The sequence below is a fragment of the Methylobacterium sp. Leaf104 genome, assembly GCF_001422885.1.
Taxonomy (GTDB): domain Bacteria; phylum Pseudomonadota; class Alphaproteobacteria; order Rhizobiales; family Beijerinckiaceae; genus Methylobacterium.
Genome location: NZ_LMMZ01000001.1, coordinates 548,387 through 563,647 on the forward strand (window position 1 = coordinate 548,387; position 15,261 = coordinate 563,647).

General features: G+C 67.9%; 19 protein-coding genes and 1 tRNA gene. 12 read left to right on the plus strand and 8 right to left on the minus strand.

Going from position 1 to position 15,261, the window contains the following annotated elements:
* Nucleotides 1–35: 35 nt before the first annotated feature.
* Nucleotides 36–788, minus strand: a complete 753-nt coding sequence (gene arsH, locus ASF49_RS02555) for an arsenical resistance protein ArsH (protein WP_056467145.1) — start codon at nucleotides 786–788, stop codon at nucleotides 36–38.
* An 80-nt stretch (nucleotides 789–868) separates the two neighbouring features.
* Between arsH and ASF49_RS02560 the strand changes: the two genes are divergently transcribed.
* From ASF49_RS02560 to ASF49_RS02570, 3 genes are read left to right on the plus strand one after another with little or no spacing between them, the layout of a single operon-like run.
* Nucleotides 869–1,216 carry an ArsR/SmtB family transcription factor gene (locus ASF49_RS02560; protein ID WP_056467148.1) on the plus strand — a complete coding sequence of 116 codons (348 nt, stop codon included), beginning with the start codon at nucleotides 869–871 and terminating at the stop codon, nucleotides 1,214–1,216.
* Nucleotides 1,216–1,641, plus strand: coding sequence for an arsenate reductase (glutaredoxin) (gene arsC / locus ASF49_RS02565; RefSeq protein ID WP_056467152.1), 426 nt, complete (start codon nucleotides 1,216–1,218; stop codon nucleotides 1,639–1,641). Before ASF49_RS02560 ends, arsC begins: the two co-directional genes overlap by 1 nt.
* A gap of 58 nt (nucleotides 1,642–1,699) precedes the next feature.
* The gene (locus ASF49_RS02570; RefSeq protein WP_056467155.1) at nucleotides 1,700–2,995 is read left to right on the plus strand and encodes an arsenic transporter; all 1,296 of its coding nucleotides are present in this window, start codon (nucleotides 1,700–1,702) and stop codon (nucleotides 2,993–2,995) included.
* 74 nt (nucleotides 2,996–3,069) lie between these two features.
* Here the strand turns inward: ASF49_RS02570 and ASF49_RS02575 are convergent, their stop codons facing one another.
* Entirely contained in the window at nucleotides 3,070–3,450 is a 381-nt protein-coding gene (locus ASF49_RS02575; RefSeq protein ID WP_056467158.1) for an energy transducer TonB family protein, read from the minus strand.
* A 274-nt stretch (nucleotides 3,451–3,724) separates the two neighbouring features.
* Here ASF49_RS02575 and msrA point away from each other — a divergent pair, with 274 nt between their 5' ends.
* Complete coding sequence (gene msrA / locus ASF49_RS02580) at nucleotides 3,725–4,243, plus strand: peptide-methionine (S)-S-oxide reductase MsrA (RefSeq protein WP_056467161.1); 519 nt, start codon at nucleotides 3,725–3,727, stop codon at nucleotides 4,241–4,243.
* Between the two features lie 74 nt (nucleotides 4,244–4,317).
* Here the strand turns inward: msrA and ASF49_RS02585 are convergent, their stop codons facing one another.
* Together ASF49_RS02585 and ASF49_RS02590 are read right to left on the minus strand one after the other, a co-directional pair.
* Entirely contained in the window at nucleotides 4,318–4,527 is a 210-nt protein-coding gene (locus tag ASF49_RS02585) for a hypothetical protein (protein ID WP_056467164.1), read from the minus strand.
* Nucleotides 4,528–4,718: 191 nt separating this feature from the next.
* A tRNA-Thr gene (locus ASF49_RS02590) sits at nucleotides 4,719–4,794 on the minus strand.
* Nucleotides 4,795–5,008: 214 nt separating this feature from the next.
* On the opposite strand from ASF49_RS02590, the gene ASF49_RS02595 reads away from it, so the two are divergent.
* From ASF49_RS02595 to ASF49_RS02605, 3 genes are read left to right on the plus strand one after another with little or no spacing between them, the layout of a single operon-like run.
* Nucleotides 5,009–5,482 (plus strand): tellurite resistance TerB family protein, encoded by a 474-nt coding sequence (locus ASF49_RS02595; RefSeq protein WP_056467167.1) that lies wholly within the window; start codon nucleotides 5,009–5,011, stop codon nucleotides 5,480–5,482.
* Between the two features lie 13 nt (nucleotides 5,483–5,495).
* Nucleotides 5,496–5,894: a CidA/LrgA family protein gene (locus ASF49_RS02600; RefSeq protein WP_056467171.1), complete on the plus strand. Its 399-nt coding sequence runs from the start codon at nucleotides 5,496–5,498 to the stop codon at nucleotides 5,892–5,894.
* Complete coding sequence (locus tag ASF49_RS02605; RefSeq protein ID WP_056467174.1) at nucleotides 5,891–6,607, plus strand: LrgB family protein; 717 nt, start codon at nucleotides 5,891–5,893, stop codon at nucleotides 6,605–6,607. Before ASF49_RS02600 ends, ASF49_RS02605 begins: the two co-directional genes overlap by 4 nt.
* Before the next feature lie 3 nt (nucleotides 6,608–6,610).
* Here the strand turns inward: ASF49_RS02605 and ASF49_RS02610 are convergent, their stop codons facing one another.
* Nucleotides 6,611–8,722 carry an ABC transporter ATP-binding protein/permease gene (locus ASF49_RS02610; protein ID WP_056467177.1) on the minus strand — a complete coding sequence of 704 codons (2,112 nt, stop codon included), beginning with the start codon at nucleotides 8,720–8,722 and terminating at the stop codon, nucleotides 6,611–6,613.
* Between the two features lie 135 nt (nucleotides 8,723–8,857).
* Nucleotides 8,858–9,151 carry a hypothetical protein gene (locus ASF49_RS02615; protein WP_243214315.1) on the minus strand — a complete coding sequence of 98 codons (294 nt, stop codon included), beginning with the start codon at nucleotides 9,149–9,151 and terminating at the stop codon, nucleotides 8,858–8,860.
* A 194-nt stretch (nucleotides 9,152–9,345) separates the two neighbouring features.
* Between ASF49_RS02615 and ASF49_RS02620 the strand changes: the two genes are divergently transcribed.
* From ASF49_RS02620 to ASF49_RS02630, 4 genes are all read left to right on the plus strand, one after another.
* Nucleotides 9,346–9,978, plus strand: a complete 633-nt coding sequence (locus ASF49_RS02620; RefSeq protein ID WP_056467183.1) for a 2OG-Fe(II) oxygenase — start codon at nucleotides 9,346–9,348, stop codon at nucleotides 9,976–9,978.
* Between the two features lie 148 nt (nucleotides 9,979–10,126).
* Nucleotides 10,127–10,324: a hypothetical protein gene (locus ASF49_RS23460; protein WP_156652777.1), complete on the plus strand. Its 198-nt coding sequence runs from the start codon at nucleotides 10,127–10,129 to the stop codon at nucleotides 10,322–10,324.
* 57 nt (nucleotides 10,325–10,381) lie between these two features.
* The gene (locus ASF49_RS02625) at nucleotides 10,382–11,398 is read left to right on the plus strand and encodes a ParA family protein (protein ID WP_243214314.1); all 1,017 of its coding nucleotides are present in this window, start codon (nucleotides 10,382–10,384) and stop codon (nucleotides 11,396–11,398) included.
* On the plus strand, nucleotides 11,388–11,903 hold the full coding sequence (locus tag ASF49_RS02630; protein ID WP_200930000.1) for a hypothetical protein: 516 nt from the start codon (nucleotides 11,388–11,390) through the stop codon (nucleotides 11,901–11,903). Before ASF49_RS02625 ends, ASF49_RS02630 begins: the two co-directional genes overlap by 11 nt.
* A 107-nt stretch (nucleotides 11,904–12,010) precedes the next feature.
* Here the strand turns inward: ASF49_RS02630 and groL are convergent, their stop codons facing one another.
* Together groL and groES are read right to left on the minus strand one after the other, a co-directional pair.
* Nucleotides 12,011–13,654, minus strand: a complete 1,644-nt coding sequence (groL, locus tag ASF49_RS02635) for a chaperonin GroEL (RefSeq protein ID WP_056467192.1) — start codon at nucleotides 13,652–13,654, stop codon at nucleotides 12,011–12,013.
* An 84-nt stretch (nucleotides 13,655–13,738) separates the two neighbouring features.
* On the minus strand, nucleotides 13,739–14,026 hold the full coding sequence (groES, locus tag ASF49_RS02640; RefSeq protein WP_018042554.1) for a co-chaperone GroES: 288 nt from the start codon (nucleotides 14,024–14,026) through the stop codon (nucleotides 13,739–13,741).
* 212 nt (nucleotides 14,027–14,238) lie between these two features.
* On the opposite strand from groES, the gene ASF49_RS02645 reads away from it, so the two are divergent.
* Complete coding sequence (locus tag ASF49_RS02645; RefSeq protein WP_056467195.1) at nucleotides 14,239–15,249, plus strand: magnesium transporter CorA family protein; 1,011 nt, start codon at nucleotides 14,239–14,241, stop codon at nucleotides 15,247–15,249.
* Nucleotides 15,250–15,261: the final 12 nt, after the last annotated feature.

Consider the following 15,261-nt stretch of genomic DNA (forward strand, 5'->3'; position numbering starts at 1 on the left):
CGTGGTTCGATCACAGGGCGCTTCGCCACGGGGCCTCAGGCCGGCCGCGTGCCGAACCCGATATCGGCGGCCACCGCCCGGAGCCGCTCCGGCTCCCGCTCCTTCCGCTCCGAGTAGCGGTCGACGAGGTAGTCGGCCCGCGCGCGGGTCAGGAGCGTGAACTTGACCAGTTCCTCGCAGACATCGACCACCCGGTCGTAGAGCGGACCCGGTCTCATCCGGCCGGCCTCGTCGAATTCCCTGTACGCCATCGGCACCGAGGACTGGTTCGGGATGGTGATCATCCGCATCCAGCGCCCGAGCACGCGCAGGCCGTTGACCGCGTTGAACGACTGCGAGCCGCCGGAGACCTGCATCACCGCCAGGGTCCGCCCCTGCGTCGGGCGCACCGAACCCTCCGACAGCGGCAGCCAGTCGATCTGTGCCTTCATTACCCCGGTCATCGCCCCGTGGCGCTCGGGGCTGACCCAGACCTGGCCCTCGGACCAGACCGAGAGGGCGCGCAAGTCCCGCACCTTGGGATGGTCGGCGGTGGCATCGTCCGGCAGCGGCAGGCCGTGCGCGTGGTAGATCCGCACCTCGCCGCCCATCGCCTCCAGCAGGCGCGCCGCCTCGTAGGCCAGGAACCGGCTGAAGGAGCGCTCGCGCAGGGAGCCGTAGAGCAGGAGGAAGCGCGGCGCGTGGGCGAAGGGCCGCGCCCCCGCGAGATCGCCGGCGGTCGGGACGGCGAAGTGGGGGCCGCTCAGGGCCGGCAGCCCGTCGGCGAAGGGCTGCGGGGGGTGGTCCAACGGGGAACTGTTCGAGGGAGGGGTCTTGTCCAAGGCGCGCCGGTCCTCTACGTTTCAATGATGCTTGAAACATTGACATCATGATGGACGAGGGGCAAGCCGTCGCCGCCTTCGCGGCCCTCGGCCAGGAGCACCGCCTGCGCATCGTGCGCCACCTCGTCACCGACGGGCCGGAGGGCCTGGCGGCGGGGCAGCTCGCCGAGGCGGTCGGCATCTCCGCCACCAACCTGTCGTTCCACCTGAAGGAGCTCAGCCGCGCCGGGCTCGTCGGCGCGCGGCGCGCCGGCCGCTCGATCCACTACAGCGCCGCCTACCCGAACCTGTCGGCGCTGATCCAGTTCCTGATGCGCGACTGCTGCCAGGGCCGGCCCGAGGTCTGCGCCCCCGCCGTCGCCGCCCTGTCGGCCTGCTGCCCGGAGACCGCCTGATGGACGTCGTCATCTACCACAACCCGGCCTGCGGCACGTCCCGCAACGCGCTGGGCCTGATCCGCGCCGCCGGCATCGAGCCGCACGTGGTCGAATACCTGACGTCGCCGCCCACCGGCGCCCTGCTGCGCCGCCTCGCCGAGCGGGCGGGCCTCACCATCCGGGACCTCCTGCGCGAGAAGGGGACCCCCTACGCCGAACTCGGCCTCGACGACCCGGGCCTCACCGACGACCGGCTCCTCGCGGCCATCGCGGCGCATCCGATCCTGCTCAACCGTCCCCTGGTCGTGAGCCCCCTCGCCGTCGCCCTGTGCCGCCCCTCCGAGACCGTGCTCGCCCTGCTGCCGCCCCAGCCGGGCGCCCTCGCCGCGGCGGACGGCGCGCCCGTCGCCGATGCGCAGGGCCGGTCCGTCACGGGGGCCTGATCCGAGCCTTCCACAAGACCCGCGCAAGATCTCGATCCGACAAGAACAAGAAGAACCGATGCTCGCCCTGGTCATCTTCGTAGTCACCCTGGTCCTCGTCATCTGGCAGCCGCGGGGACTCGGGATCGGCTGGAGCGCGCTCGCGGGGGCCGCCGTGGCGCTGGCCACCGGCGTCATCCAGCCCGGCGACATCCCGGTGGTCTGGCACATCGTCTGGGACGCGACCTTCACCTTCGTGGCGCTGATCGTGATCTCGCTCCTCCTCGACGAAGCGGGCTTCTTCCACTGGGGCGCCCTGCACATCGCGCGCTGGGGCGGCGGCCGCGGCCGCCGGCTGTTCCCGCTGGTGATTCTCCTCGGCGCCGCCATCGCGTCGGTCTTCGCCAATGACGGCGCCGCCCTGCTGCTCACCCCGATCGTGCTGGCGATCCTGGTCAGGCTCGAATTTCGGCCGGCGTCGGCGATGGCCTTCATCGTCGCCTGCGGCTTCGTGGCCGATTCGACCAGCCTGCCCCTGGTGATCTCGAACCTCGTCAACATCGTTTCGGCGAATGTCTTCGCGATATCGTTCGGCCGCTACGCCGCCGTCATGGTGCCGGTGAACCTCGTCTCCCTGGCCGCGACCCTCGCGGTGCTGTGGCTGTTCTACCGGCGCGACCTCGACACGACCTACGCGGTATACGCGCTGGAATCCCCCCGGCGCGTCATCCGCGACGCCGGGGTCTTCCGCGCGGCCTTTCCGCTCCTCGCCGTCCTGCTCTGCGCCTACTTCGTCACCGCCCCGTTCGGCGTCCCGGTCTCGGCCGTCACCGGCGCCGGTGCCCTGGTCCTGCTCGCCCTTGCCGGCCGGAGCGGGGTGATCCCGCTCCGCAAGGTCCTGGCCGGAGCCCCCTGGCAGATCGTGCTGTTCAGCCTCGGCATGTACCTCGTGGTCTACGGCCTCAAGAATGCCGGCCTCACCGAGATCCTGGCTCGGGGCCTGGTCCGCCTCGCCGCTGCGGGACCGGTCGCCGCCACGCTCGGGACGGGCGTCGGGGCCGCCCTGCTGTCCTCCGTGATGAACAACATGCCGAGCGTCCTGGTCGGGGCGCTCGCGATCCAGCAGGCCCCGGACCTGTCACCCCTGACCCGCGAATTGATGATCTACGCCAACATCATAGGCTGCGATCTCGGCCCGAAGCTGACGCCGATCGGCAGCCTCGCGACCCTGCTCTGGCTGCATGTCCTCGACGCCAAGGGCCAGCGCATCACCTGGGGCCAGTACCTGAGGGTCGGGCTCGTCCTGACGCCGCCGGTCCTGCTGGCGGCGCTTCTCGCCCTCGCGGCCTGGCTCCCGTACCTCGGGACATCCTAGGGGAGCCTCGGCCTCGCCGTCGCATCCGACCCACGGCTCGGTTCGGCGGCGCCCGGCTTCGGACCTCCGTAAGGTCAGCGGTCGAGGCGGATCGGGAAGCTGAGCTCCGTCGTGCCGGCCGGGGTCAACAGCGGCTTCGGCGGCGGGCTGAAGGGGCCGGCCGCCCTGACCAGCCGCTGCGCCCGTTGATCGAGATCGGCCACACCCGAACTTCCCTCGACATCCACCCGGTTCACGAAGCCGTCGGCGGCGATCTCGACCCGGACCACCACCGTTCCGATCCTGCGCCTCCGTGCCGGCGCGGTCCGCCCAGGATCGGCGGCATCGATCTTCGCGATGACGTCCGAGAGCCAGGCCCTCACCTCGGGAGGCGTGCGTTCGCGCGCCTGCGCCGCCGAGCCGATCAGGAGGGCCGCGCCGAGACCGAACCAGCGGACGAGCGGGCTTGGTCTCATCGGCGAAACTCCCGGTGCAAAAGCAAACGACGCAGGGCCGGTGAGCCGCTGCGCCGCTGGTCGTGGCCGCCGAGGGGGCGATGGCGGCCGGCTTTGTGATGCACCCGGATCGACGGTGCGGATGTGCGCTCGGGCACAGCGGAGCGGGCGAGCGGCGAAAGCGGTGCGCTGGTTGCCGGGGCCGAAGGGCCGCGACATCGCCGCGAGGCGGCAAAACGCTGATCGGCTTCCTATCTATCGGTCATCGCCACCACGCCTCGATCCGGAGTGAACCATGAGCCATGAACGCGCGGTCCTCGCAGGAGGCTGCTTCTGGGGGATGCAGGACCTGATCCGGCGCCAGGAAGGCGTCGTGTCGACCCGTGTCGGCTACACGGGCGGGGACGTTCCGAATGCCACCTATCCTAACCACGGCACCCACGCCGAGGCCATCGAGATCACCTACGATACCGAGCGGACCAGTTTTCGCCGCATGTTGGAATTTTTCTTCCAGATTCATGATCCGACCACCCTCAATCGTCAGGGCAACGATCGCGGTCTGAGCTATCGATCGGCGATATACTACACCGATGACGCGCAGAGGAAGGTCGCGGAAGACACGATCGCCGACGTCGACGCATCCGGCCTCTGGCCTGGAAAGGTGGTGACCGAAGTGGCGCCTGTCGGTCCCTTCTGGGAGGCCGAGCCCGAACACCAGGACTACCTGGAACGACGCCCCGACGGCTACACCTGCCACTTCGTTCGACCGAACTGGCGGCTTCCCGTCCGGGCGAGGGCCACGCAGAGCAGCTGAGGGAAGGTATCCCTACCCCTGTCCGGCTGTGGGCACGCCGACGATCGAGACCTCAGGCTGGCTGGTCCGGATCCCTATCGCAGGGTTTCGGACTCGCCTGGTTGCAGCGGGCGATCCTGCCCGCCGGGGCCGCCGAGCGAGACATGTGAGTTCAATCGATCGAGGTGGTCGAACACGTGCTCGAAGGCGCGCGTCACTGCTTGCTCGAAGGACCCATCGCCCTTGCCCATCGCGGTCTTGAGTCCGTTGATCAGGTCGCGGTGCGTCTCGGTATCGCTCGCCATGGTCGCTCCTCGCGGTCCGGCGGGAGCGCCGGCACGAAGTACCAAGTCCTGGTCTCGATTGATGTTCCGGCTGCCCTTCGAGCGAGGCTTCCGTCCCGAAGGCCGCGTGACGGCCTTGCCGTAGCCACGAAATCGCCCGACGAAGTACCACCTGGACGTCAGCGGATGGGAGCGAATGAAGAAGGGAACGGTGGTGCCGCAAGAGGGATTCGAACCCCCGACCCCCTCATTACGAATGAGGTGCTCTACCAGCTGAGCTATTGCGGCGCGGTTCCGGGTCGGAGACTCGTGTCCGAGGGGACCGTTCGGGGGAGGGTCATATCGATCACGGCGTCGGATGGCAAGCTTGGACCGGCCTCGGTGTGGCGGGAAAAGCGATGCAGCGCGGACACGGTGCCGGGGCATCGTGATGCCCGGAGGTCCGTTTGCTTGACGGCGCGACGGTCGCCCATGAAGGATTCAGGGCGTTCCAAGGATTGTCATGTCGCTGCTCGCCCGCCTTCGCGCCTATGCCGCCGAATCCTTCGGCCTCGGAAGCCATGACGCGGTTGCGGAGGAGGGCGATGAGCGTCTCGCGGCCATCGCCCTCCTCGTGCATGTGGCCCGGGCCGACGGCGTCCTGGCGCCAGAGGAGACCGAACGCCTCGGCCGCCTGGTGGAAGGTCGTTTCACGCAGAACCGGACCGAGGCCGAGGCCTTGATCGCGCGCGCCGCCGCGTTCGACGCGCAGACCCGCGACATGGCGCAGCTCGTCGAGATGATCGGCCACGAGGTTGGGCCGGAGCGGCGCGCCCGGCTCCTCGCCATGGCATGGTCCGTGGCCGGTGCCGATGGCAGCGTCCACGAGTTCGAGGAGGCCCTGGTCGAGCGCCTCGGCGGCCTCTTGGGCCTCGACGAGGCAGCCATCGGCGAAGCCCGGCGCAGCGCAGCCGAGGGACAGAGCGCGCTCGGCTGAGCACGCCGCCCTGATGATCCTCAGCCTCACCCTGATCCTTCTGGCGCAACTCCTCGGCGAGGCGCTGGCCCGGGCGACCGATCTGCCGATCCCAGGTCCCTTGATCGGCATGGCGCTGCTGCTGCTGTTCCTGGTCCTGCGGGATCGGGTGCCGCGGTTGGCTGGACGCGTGCTCGCGCCGCCGCTCGTGGACGGCCGCCTGGAGGGTACCGGCAAAGGGCTGCTCGCCCACCTGTCGCTGATGTTCGTGCCGGCCGGCGCGGGAATCGTCGGGCGCCTCGATGTTCTCGCGGTGCACGGCATCGCCCTGGCGCTTGTGGTACTGGTCTCGACCGTCACGACCCTGGCCGCCACGGCGCTGACCTTCGTCGCAGTCTCGCGCTGGCTCGCGAAGCCGAAAGCCCGGTCATGACCGGGGATTTCGCCGTCTGGGTCTACCTCTCGCGGACGCCGCTTCTGTGGCTGACCGTGACGCTCCTGGCCTACGTGGTCGCCGACCGGATCGCCCAGGCGACCCGACGCCATCCCCTGGCGAACCCGGTCCTGATCGCGATCGCGCTCACCGCCGCCGTCCTCGAACTCACGAAGACCCCCTACGCCACCTACTTCGAGGGCGCCCAGTTCGTGCACTTCCTGCTCGGACCGGCCACCGTGGCCCTGGCGATCCCGCTCTATGAGTATCGCGCCACCGTGCTGCGCTCCCTGGCGCCGATGCTGGCGGCCCTCCTGGTCGGCTCGGTGGTCGCGCTCGCCTCGGCTCTTCTGCTGGGCGAGGCCCTCGGCATCCCACGCGACGTCATCATCGCACTGGCCCCGAAATCCGTGACCACGGGCGTCGCCATGGGCATCGCCCAGACGCTCGGCGGCGATCCGACGCTGGCCGCCGTCATCGTCATGCTCACCGGCATGACCGGCGGCATCCTCGTGACGCCCCTGATGAATGTCCTGCGCATCCGGGACATGCGGGCCCGCGGCTTCGCGGCCGGTCTCGCGGCTCACGGCGTGGGGACGGCACGCGCCTTTCAAGTGAATGATGTGGCGGGCGCCTTCGCGGGCATCGCCCTCGGATTCAACGCCTTCCTCACCGCGATCCTGGCACCGATCGCGGTGACGTTCCTGCGCTGAGGGCTACTCGGCGGCGACGGGCGCCGTCACGTCCCGCGGTACGAACCGGCCATCATTGGCTGGCTGCATGTCGAGGCGCCGGTCGTGCAGGTCGTGCAGGGTCGAGCGGTGGCCGATGGACACGATGGTGGTGCCCGGCAGGCGCTCGCGCAGCATCCTGTAGATCGCGGCCTCGCTCGGCTCGTCGAGGGCGGCGGTGGACTCGTCGAGGAACAGCCAGTCGGGTTTGGCGAGGACGGCCCGGGCCACGGCCAGCCGCTGCTGCTCGCCGCCCGAGAGGCGCTGATCCCACGCATCCACCTCGTCGAGGCGGTCGACGAGTGTCGGCAACTGTGCCGCCACGAGGGCGTCGCGGATGGCCTCGTCCGGGAACATGTCCGTGGTGTTGGGATAGACGACGGCGCCGCGCAGGGTACCCAACGGGATGTAGGGCCGCTGCGGCAGGACGAGGGCCGACTGCCCCTTGGGCAGGTCGATCCGGCCCTTGGCGAAGGGCCAGATCCCCGCGATGGCGCGGAACAGGGTCGACTTGCCTGAGCCGGATGGCCCCGTCAGCAGCGTTGCGCCGCCCTTGGTGATGGTCAGGTTGTCCGCGGCTACGATCTCGCGCCCGTCGGGCAAGCCGAGGCTGAGCTTCGCGGCGGTGACGTCGCCCTTGGTGTCGTTGCCCTGGAGCAGGCCTTCGCCGGTCCCGCCGATCGCTTCCGCCTTGGTCATGGCCTGCTTGAAAGACGACAGACGGTTCGTGTTGGCGCGGTAGGCCGCGATGGTGACGTAGGAGTTGATGAAGAACGACAGTGACGACTGCACGCTGCCGAAGGCATCGCCGGTCTGCTGAAACTGTCCGAGCGTGATTTTCTTGAGGAAGTAGGACGGCGCGGCGAGGATGTAGGGAAACACCACGCTGATCTGGCTGTAGGACAGGGTGAAGCTGCCGAGCTTGATCCGCCGCACGATGATGTCGATGTAGTTGTCGACGATGGCGTGGAACAGGCTGCCGAGACGCACCGTCTCGGCGCGTTCGCCGCGCAGGAGCGCGATCTGCTCCCCGTAGATGCGGGTGCGGGCGAGCGAGAAGCGGAAGTCGGCCTCCACTTTCTCCTGGCGGAAGTCGAGTCCGATGAGGGGGCGTCCGATGACGTGCGTCAGCCAGGTGCCGACCACGGCGTAGCCGACCACCAGCCACACCAGGAAGCCCGGCACGACGGTATCGGTGAAGGGCAGCACGAAATCGCGCGACAGGCCCCACAGGATGACCATGAAGGAGACTAGGGTCGCGGCCTGCGACAGGAGGCGGATGGAGAGCGTCGTGGTCTGGGAAATGAAGAGGTTGATGTCGCTCTGGATACGCTGATCCGGATTGTCGGCGCTCTCACCGGTGAAGGGGACGCGGTAATGCGTCCCGGCATCCAGCCAGCGGCCGTAGAAGCTGCGCGTCAGCCAGGTGCGCCACCGGATGTGCAGGGTGGCGTCGACGAAGGTGTCGAACATGCCGACAACGACCCACACGGTGGCGAGCGGCGCGAACACCCAGACGAGCTGGTACCAGAAGGCGTCGGCGTTGTATTCCTGCAAGGCGTTGAACAGGTCGCGGAACCAGAAGTTCAGGCGCAGCTGCAGCGCGACCTGCGCAAAGGTGATGAAGATCGACAGGGCAACGAGGCGCTGGCCGACCTTTCCCTCGGTGCTGCCGAACAGGCGGAACGGACCGATCTCCCGGGTCGGCTTGTCGGTCGTGGCAAAGTAGGGGTCCGCGATCAGCGTGATCGCCCGGATCGGCTCCAGGTACGAGATCGCCAGGACGATGCCGGCGAACACCACGGCGCCGGTGGCGGCGAAGCTTGGTGGCAGGAGGGCGGCCAGCGTCGGAGGCAAAAAACCCATGACGGCTAGCTGCTTGGCCCCGGCCAGGAACAGATAGCCGATGCCGTAGACCGAGACGAAGACCTTCAGGTAGGACGAGAGACGGCCCGACCCGAGCAGGATGCCCGCCATGGCAAGCCCGCTGAGGCTGACGTAGAGGGGAGCGGAAACGCCGGGCAGGAGAAGAAGCGCGAGGGCGAAGAGCGCCGTGATGGCGGCTTGCAGGCCGAGGCCTGTCCTCAATACGGCCACGCGCGTCTCCCCTCGTCTCTTGGAATCGTCGGGCGCCGAGCCCCGGGGGAGCGCCACCGCACCGGCATTGCAGGCGGGTCGTGGCGAGATCGTGGCGCTCTGCTGCGGCGGACTATCCGTGCGCCGCAGGTCTTCCTACCAATCCCAGTCACCGAATTCCGGCTCACGACATCGATAGCCGATCGGGCATTCCGGATTGTCGCGGGTCGGCACGAAGCGCAGTTCCGCGATTTCGGTGAGACCGCACTGACTGCGGTCGCGCACGAAGCGTTCGAGGGGGCCACCGGAGCTGATGGCGACGGAGCCGCGGCTCTTCACCAAAGCCATCGCGTCGGCACAGGTCATGCGCTGAGTCATCGAGAGGGGGCTCTGGGCACTAGCCGGCGTCGCCAGGGCGGCGCAGATGGCGAGTGCGAGGCGTCTCGTCACGATACTCGGCGCCACTTTTCCGTTTCGACACGGCCAAGCATGGCAGTTTCCGCGTGGCGCGGAAAGGGGTTGCCGTCCGCTTGCCGCAATCGGGCGCTCTATCCACCGGGATTGCGCCCTCGCCTGGGCGCTTCACCCAGTGCGCGACCGCCCGAATCCGGACCGGAGCGCCCGAACGGACGAACGTCGAAGCCATGACGGGATTGTCGATCCTCAACCTTGATGCCGTGCGGGCCGCCCCGGTCTCCCGCGAGCCCTACAGCTTCTTCCTCGGCAACGACGTACTCAAGCCGGAGGCCGTCGACGAGATCCGCCAGGATTTTCCCGCGATCGCCAAGCCTGGCTATCTCACCGTCGACGAAGTCGCCCTCAAGGGTCGCTTCAAGGCGCTGATCGACGAACTGGAGAGCGACGAGTTCTCTCGCATCATGGGCGAGAAGTTCGGCATCGACCTCGTCTCCTGCCCACGCCTCACCACCATCATGAAGCGCAGCCAGCCGAAGTACGGTTCGATCCACACCGACGGCCCGTCCAAGGTGATGACGATGCTGATCTACATGAACGACGCCTGGGACGCTCCGGCGGCCGGCCGGTTGCGGGTACTCTACGACGGAAAGAACTACGAGCCCTTCGCCGTCGAGGTGCCGCCCACCATGGGCACCATGTTCGCCTTCCTGCGCGCCGACAATTCCTGGCACGGCCACGAGCCGTTCGAGGGCGAGCGCCGGGTCGTGCAGGTCGCCTGGGTGAAGGACGCCAACGAGCTCGAACGCAAGAAGAAGCGCAACCGCACCGCGCAGTTCCTCAAGGGTATCTTCGGCCGCTAAGGCCGCACGGAAGCCTCAGTGACCCCGGGTCGCAAAGGACCGGGGCACGTCCCCATCGGCAGTGCACCGCGTCAGTCGGATTCTAGCAGCATGACCGACCGCTCGCGCGTCGGATATCCTTCTCGTCCGGGCCGGCTTCCCGTCGCCCATGCCCATTCCCCTCGCTCCGGTCTCCACCGGGCAGGGCCGGCATCATACCCATGCCGACGCGCCGTCCGTTGCCCCCGCATGCGCGGCGAAGATCGAAGGCGGCGCACGTGCGAGCCTGTCGCTGCGGCTTGGCCGCGAATCCGCTCTGCCCTTCTCGACCGACTTCCTCGGGCCTGACAACCGTGCGTTGACGTGACCGGCGGGGGGTGCCTGTCGGAGTCCGACATGCGACGCATCCCGCTGATCCGCCCGCGTGATTCGCGTGTTCGGTTACCCCGATCCCTCGGTTTGTGGCTCACCGTCCCGACCGACGGCGACGGGATACGAGGTTGGGAGAGAAACGGGCATGGGCGAAACCGCGCGTCGGTCACGGGGGAGCGGCCGGCTGATTGCCGTCGCGAACATGAAGGGCGGCGTGGGCAAGACGACGACGGTGGTCATGCTGGCCGAGGCTCTGGCCGCGGACGGAGCTTCGGTGCTCGTCGTCGACCTCGATCCGCAGGCCAGCGTCTCGGTCTGCCTCGCCGGGGAAACGGTGCTGGCCGAGATGATCGCCAAGGGCCGGACCCTGGAGGCCTACCTCGCGCTCAAGCTCGTGAGCCGCGAGAAGCCGCTCCTGGCGCCCCGCATCCGCAATCAGATCAGCGTCACCATGCACCGCAACGAGCCTCTCGCGGTCGCGCTGCTCCCGGCCGGTCCCTATCTCCGGCTGGTCGAGCGCGAAATCATCTACGAACTCACGGCGCGCAACTTCTCGATGCGCGCCATCGACGGAAAGCTCTGGGCGATCTTCGAGGACGAGTTCGTGCCGCTCGCGGAGCGTTACGACTACATTCTCTTCGATTGCGCACCGGGCATCTCTCCGATGACCGAGGTCGCGGTCCGAGGGGCCGATCTCGTGATCGTCACGTCGATCCCGGACTATCTCTCGACCTACGGGCTCGACGCTTTCATCCAGACGGTATGGGGCAACAAGGATCGGCGGCACGACGCGGCCATACCCGCGCGTCAGCCCCACGTCCTGGTGACACGGTTTCAGCCGCAGGTTCGCCAGCACCAGCACACGCTGGCGCGGCTCCAGGCGGAAGCGAACGCCGAGGATGCGGGCTTCCGCCTCTTCGCAACGCGCATTCCCCAGGCGGCGGCGCTCGCCGGAGCGCTCATGCCGCGCCGCGATCCGCCCACGTTCTCGGGCAAGTACGGCATCCATGTCTCCAACATCCTCATCCCGCTGGTCGCGGAAGTAAAAGGGGTCTTCGATGGCGCTTGACGTGGATGGCTTCGTTGCCCTCGGGGCGATCGCGCGTTCACCGGAGGTCTTCCCGGATATTCGGGCCGATCTTGCCAGGACCGTCCGCGCTCTGGTGGTGAAGCAACTGAAGGCCAAGAACCTGACGCTCGATGGCTTGCGGCGGGTGCGCAAGTGCCTGGGCACCGAAACCTACGCCCTCATCGTCGACGGCCTGACCGAGGCCGAGGCGCGGGCGTTGATCGGACGCCTCGACAGGCATCATGCGGAAGCGAAGCTCGCCAAAGCCGACTGGCTGCGACGCCGCCTCGCCGATCTCGCCGGCGGTGCCGAGCCTGCGGTCAGGGCGAAGGCCCTTCCGCGGCGCCGGTCCGGATCCCCTGCCGGGGATCCGAGCTTCACGCGTGCCCTCGGAAGCCCTGCCTTCACCGCATCCTGGGACCGAAAGGATCACGATCGGACCGGGAAGGCCGCATCGCGCGCGACCAGGGCGAAGGCGGCGCGCGGCAAGAAGAAGGGTGGCTGACACGTCGCCTGCAATCTCGACCGTCGGGGCGCCGATGGCGGTGCCCCGATGAAAAAAGGGGCCGCCTCGCGGCGACCCCCATTCCGATCCGGTGCGGTTCGGACTTCTTAGAAGTCCATGCCGCCCATGCCGCCGCCGCCCGGCATCGCCGGGGCGCCGCTGTCCTTCTTCGGAGCATCGGCGATCATGGCTTCGGTGGTGACGAGGAGGCCGGCGATGGAGGCGGCGTCCTGCAGGGCGGTGCGCACGACCTTGGCCGGGTCGACGATGCCGGCCTGGATCATGTCGACATACTCTTCGGTCTGGGCATTGAAGCCGAAGGTGATCGAGGAAGTGTTGTCGGTAATCTTGCCGACCACGATCGAGCCCTCGACGCCGGAATTGGCGGCGATCTGGCGGATCGGGGCCTCAAGGGCCTTCAGCACGATCTTGATGCCGGCCTGGACGTCCGGGTTGTCGCTCTTGAGGGCGCGGACGGCCTCGCGGGCACGGAGGAGGGCGGTGCCGCCGCCGGGGACGATGCCCTCTTCCACCGCAGCGCGGGTGGCGTTGAGCGCGTCGTCGACGCGGTCCTTCTTCTCCTTGACCTCGACCTCGGTCGCGCCGCCGACGCGGATGACCGCGACGCCGCCGGCGAGCTTGGCCAGGCGCTCCTGGAGCTTCTCACGGTCGTAGTCCGAGGTGGTCTCCTCGATCTGCGCCTTGATCTGGCCGACGCGGGCCTCGATGTCCGACTTCTCGCCGAGACCGTCGATGATCGTGGTGGTCTCCTTCTCGATGCGGATGCGCTTCGCGCGGCCGAGCATCGGGAGGGTGACGTTCTCGAGCTTGATGCCGAGATCCTCGGCGATCATCTGACCCTGGGTCAGGATCGCGATGTCCTCGAGCATGGCCTTGCGGCGATCGCCGAAGCCCGGAGCCTTGACGGCCGCGACCTTGAGGCCGCCGCGCAGCTTGTTCACGACGAGCGTGGCGAGCGCCTCACCCTCAATGTCCTCGGCGATGATCACCAGCGGCTTGCCGGTCTGCACCACGGCCTCGAGCACCGGCAGCATCGCCTGGAGCGACGACAGCTTCTTCTCGTGGATGAGGATGTAGGGGTCCTCGAGCTCGGCGACCATCTTCTCCGCGTTCGTGATGAAGTACGGGGAGAGGTAGCCGCGGTCGAACTGCATGCCCTCGACGACGTCGAGCTCGGTCTCGGCCGTCTTGGCCTCCTCGACAGTGATGACACCCTCGTTGCCGACCTTCTGCATGGCGTGGGCGATCATCTCGCCGATTTCCTTGTCGCCATTGGCCGAGATGGTGCCGACCTGGGCGACTTCCTCGGACGAGGCGACCTTCTTGGCGCGGCTCGTGATGTCCTCGACGGCAGCCTTCGTCGCGAGGTCGATGCCGCGCTTCAGGTCCATCGGGTTCATGCCGGCGGCGACGTACTTGGCGCCTTCACGGACGATGGCCTGGGCGAGCACGGTGGCGGTGGTGGTGCCGTCACCCGCGATGTCGTTGGTCTTCGAGGCCACTTCGCGCACCATCTGGGCGCCCATGTTCTCGAACTTGTCGGCGAGCTCGATCTCCTTGGCGACGGTGACGCCGTCCTTGGTGATGCGCGGCGCGCCGAACGACTTCTCGATGACGACGTTGCGGCCCTTGGGGCCGAGCGTGACCTTCACCGCGTCGGCGAGGATGTCGACGCCACGGAGCATCTTCTCGCGGGCGTCGGAGGCGAAGCGGACTTCTTTCGCTGCCATGTCAGATCCTTGTCAGTGATGGGCCCCGAGGCGCCGGACGGCGCCCTCGAAGGGCTCGTGAAAGGGAGGAGAACAGAAACCGACTTAGGCGACGACGCCCATGATGTCGGATTCCTTCATGATCAGGAGGTCCTGACCGTCGATCTTGACCTCGGTGCCGGACCACTTGCCGAACAGGACGCGGTCGCCGGCCTTGACGTCGAGCGGGTTCACGCGGCCGGCCTCGTCACGGGCGCCGGGTCCGACGGCGACGATCTCGCCCTCTTGCGGCTTCTCCTTGGCGGTATCCGGAATGATGATGCCGCCCTTGGTCTTCTCTTCGCCTTCGATGCGGCGGACGACGACACGGTCGTGCAGCGGACGGAACTTCATGAGCTGCCCTCTTGCTTCAAATTCGTGGATGGCGTTGATGCGGCGCGGCAGCGCGCTCAACCCGGGCCGTTAGCACTCGCCTTGGGTGAGTGCTAACGATGGCGCCGAGTTAGGCGCGGGCGCCGTTCGAGTCAAGACTGTCGCAGGCTTGGACGACGATCCAGCGACAGGATCATCCCCAATTCCACAAGCCGACGGAAAGTCCTTCGCGGATGATCAAGCTTCATGGTCCGCAGGGCGCGGTGGAGCCTCAGGCGCAGGCGCCTCGGGCGGCCTACCCGTCGGACGTGGTGTGGATCGATCTGGATGATCCGAGTGCCGAGGAGGCCGAGCGGGTCGAGGCCTGCACCGGCATCCGCGTGCCATCGCGCAAGGCCCTGAGCGAGGTCGAGAATTCGAGCCGGCTGCGGCGGCTGAAGACCGGCTTCTCGCTCTCGACGCCGATGGTGACCTTCGACAAGCTCGACACGCAGCTAAAGCCCCTGGGATTCGTGCTGACCCGGGATCGCCTCGTCACCGTGCGGTTCCACAAGTTGCGCGCCTTCGCAGAGGTGAAGAAGCGCATCGACGCCGGCGACGGGCCTGGCACCACCTCCACCGAGATCTTCCTCCTCCTGATGGAGGAGCTCGTCGACAGCCTGGCGGATTCTCTGGAGGACATGGGCGCCGACCTCGACGAGCTCTCGACGCGGATCTTCGATTTCGATGTCCGCAGCGGTGCGCCCGCCGGAGACACCAAGCTCCGAAACCAGACGCCGCGCCGTCGCGATCTGGCTCTGCGCCGGATCCTGCGCGGCATCGGGCGGCGCGGAAAGACTCTCGGCAAGATCCGCTCGAGCCTCCTCGGTCTCGAACGGATCTTGCCCTTTGTGGCCAACGAGTGCGAGCACATCCTCGGCGAGGAGCAGGTCCCGCGCTTCGAGGCCGTGCGGCGCGACATCGCCTCTCTCGACGAGTTCGAGATCCGGCTCTCGGAGAACGTGCAGTTCCTCCTCGACGCGACCCTCGGCCTGATCAGCATCGAGCAGAACAACACCTTCCGCGTGCTCACCGTGGCATCCGTGGTCGGCATCCCGCCGACCCTGATCGCCTCCATGTACGGCATGAACTTCAAGCACATGCCCGAGCTGGAATGGGCCTACGGCTATCCCTACGGTCTCGGCCTGATCCTGGTGAGCGCCATCATTCCGATCGTTTTCTTCCGCATCCGGGGCTGGTTGTGACCGGTTGACGGA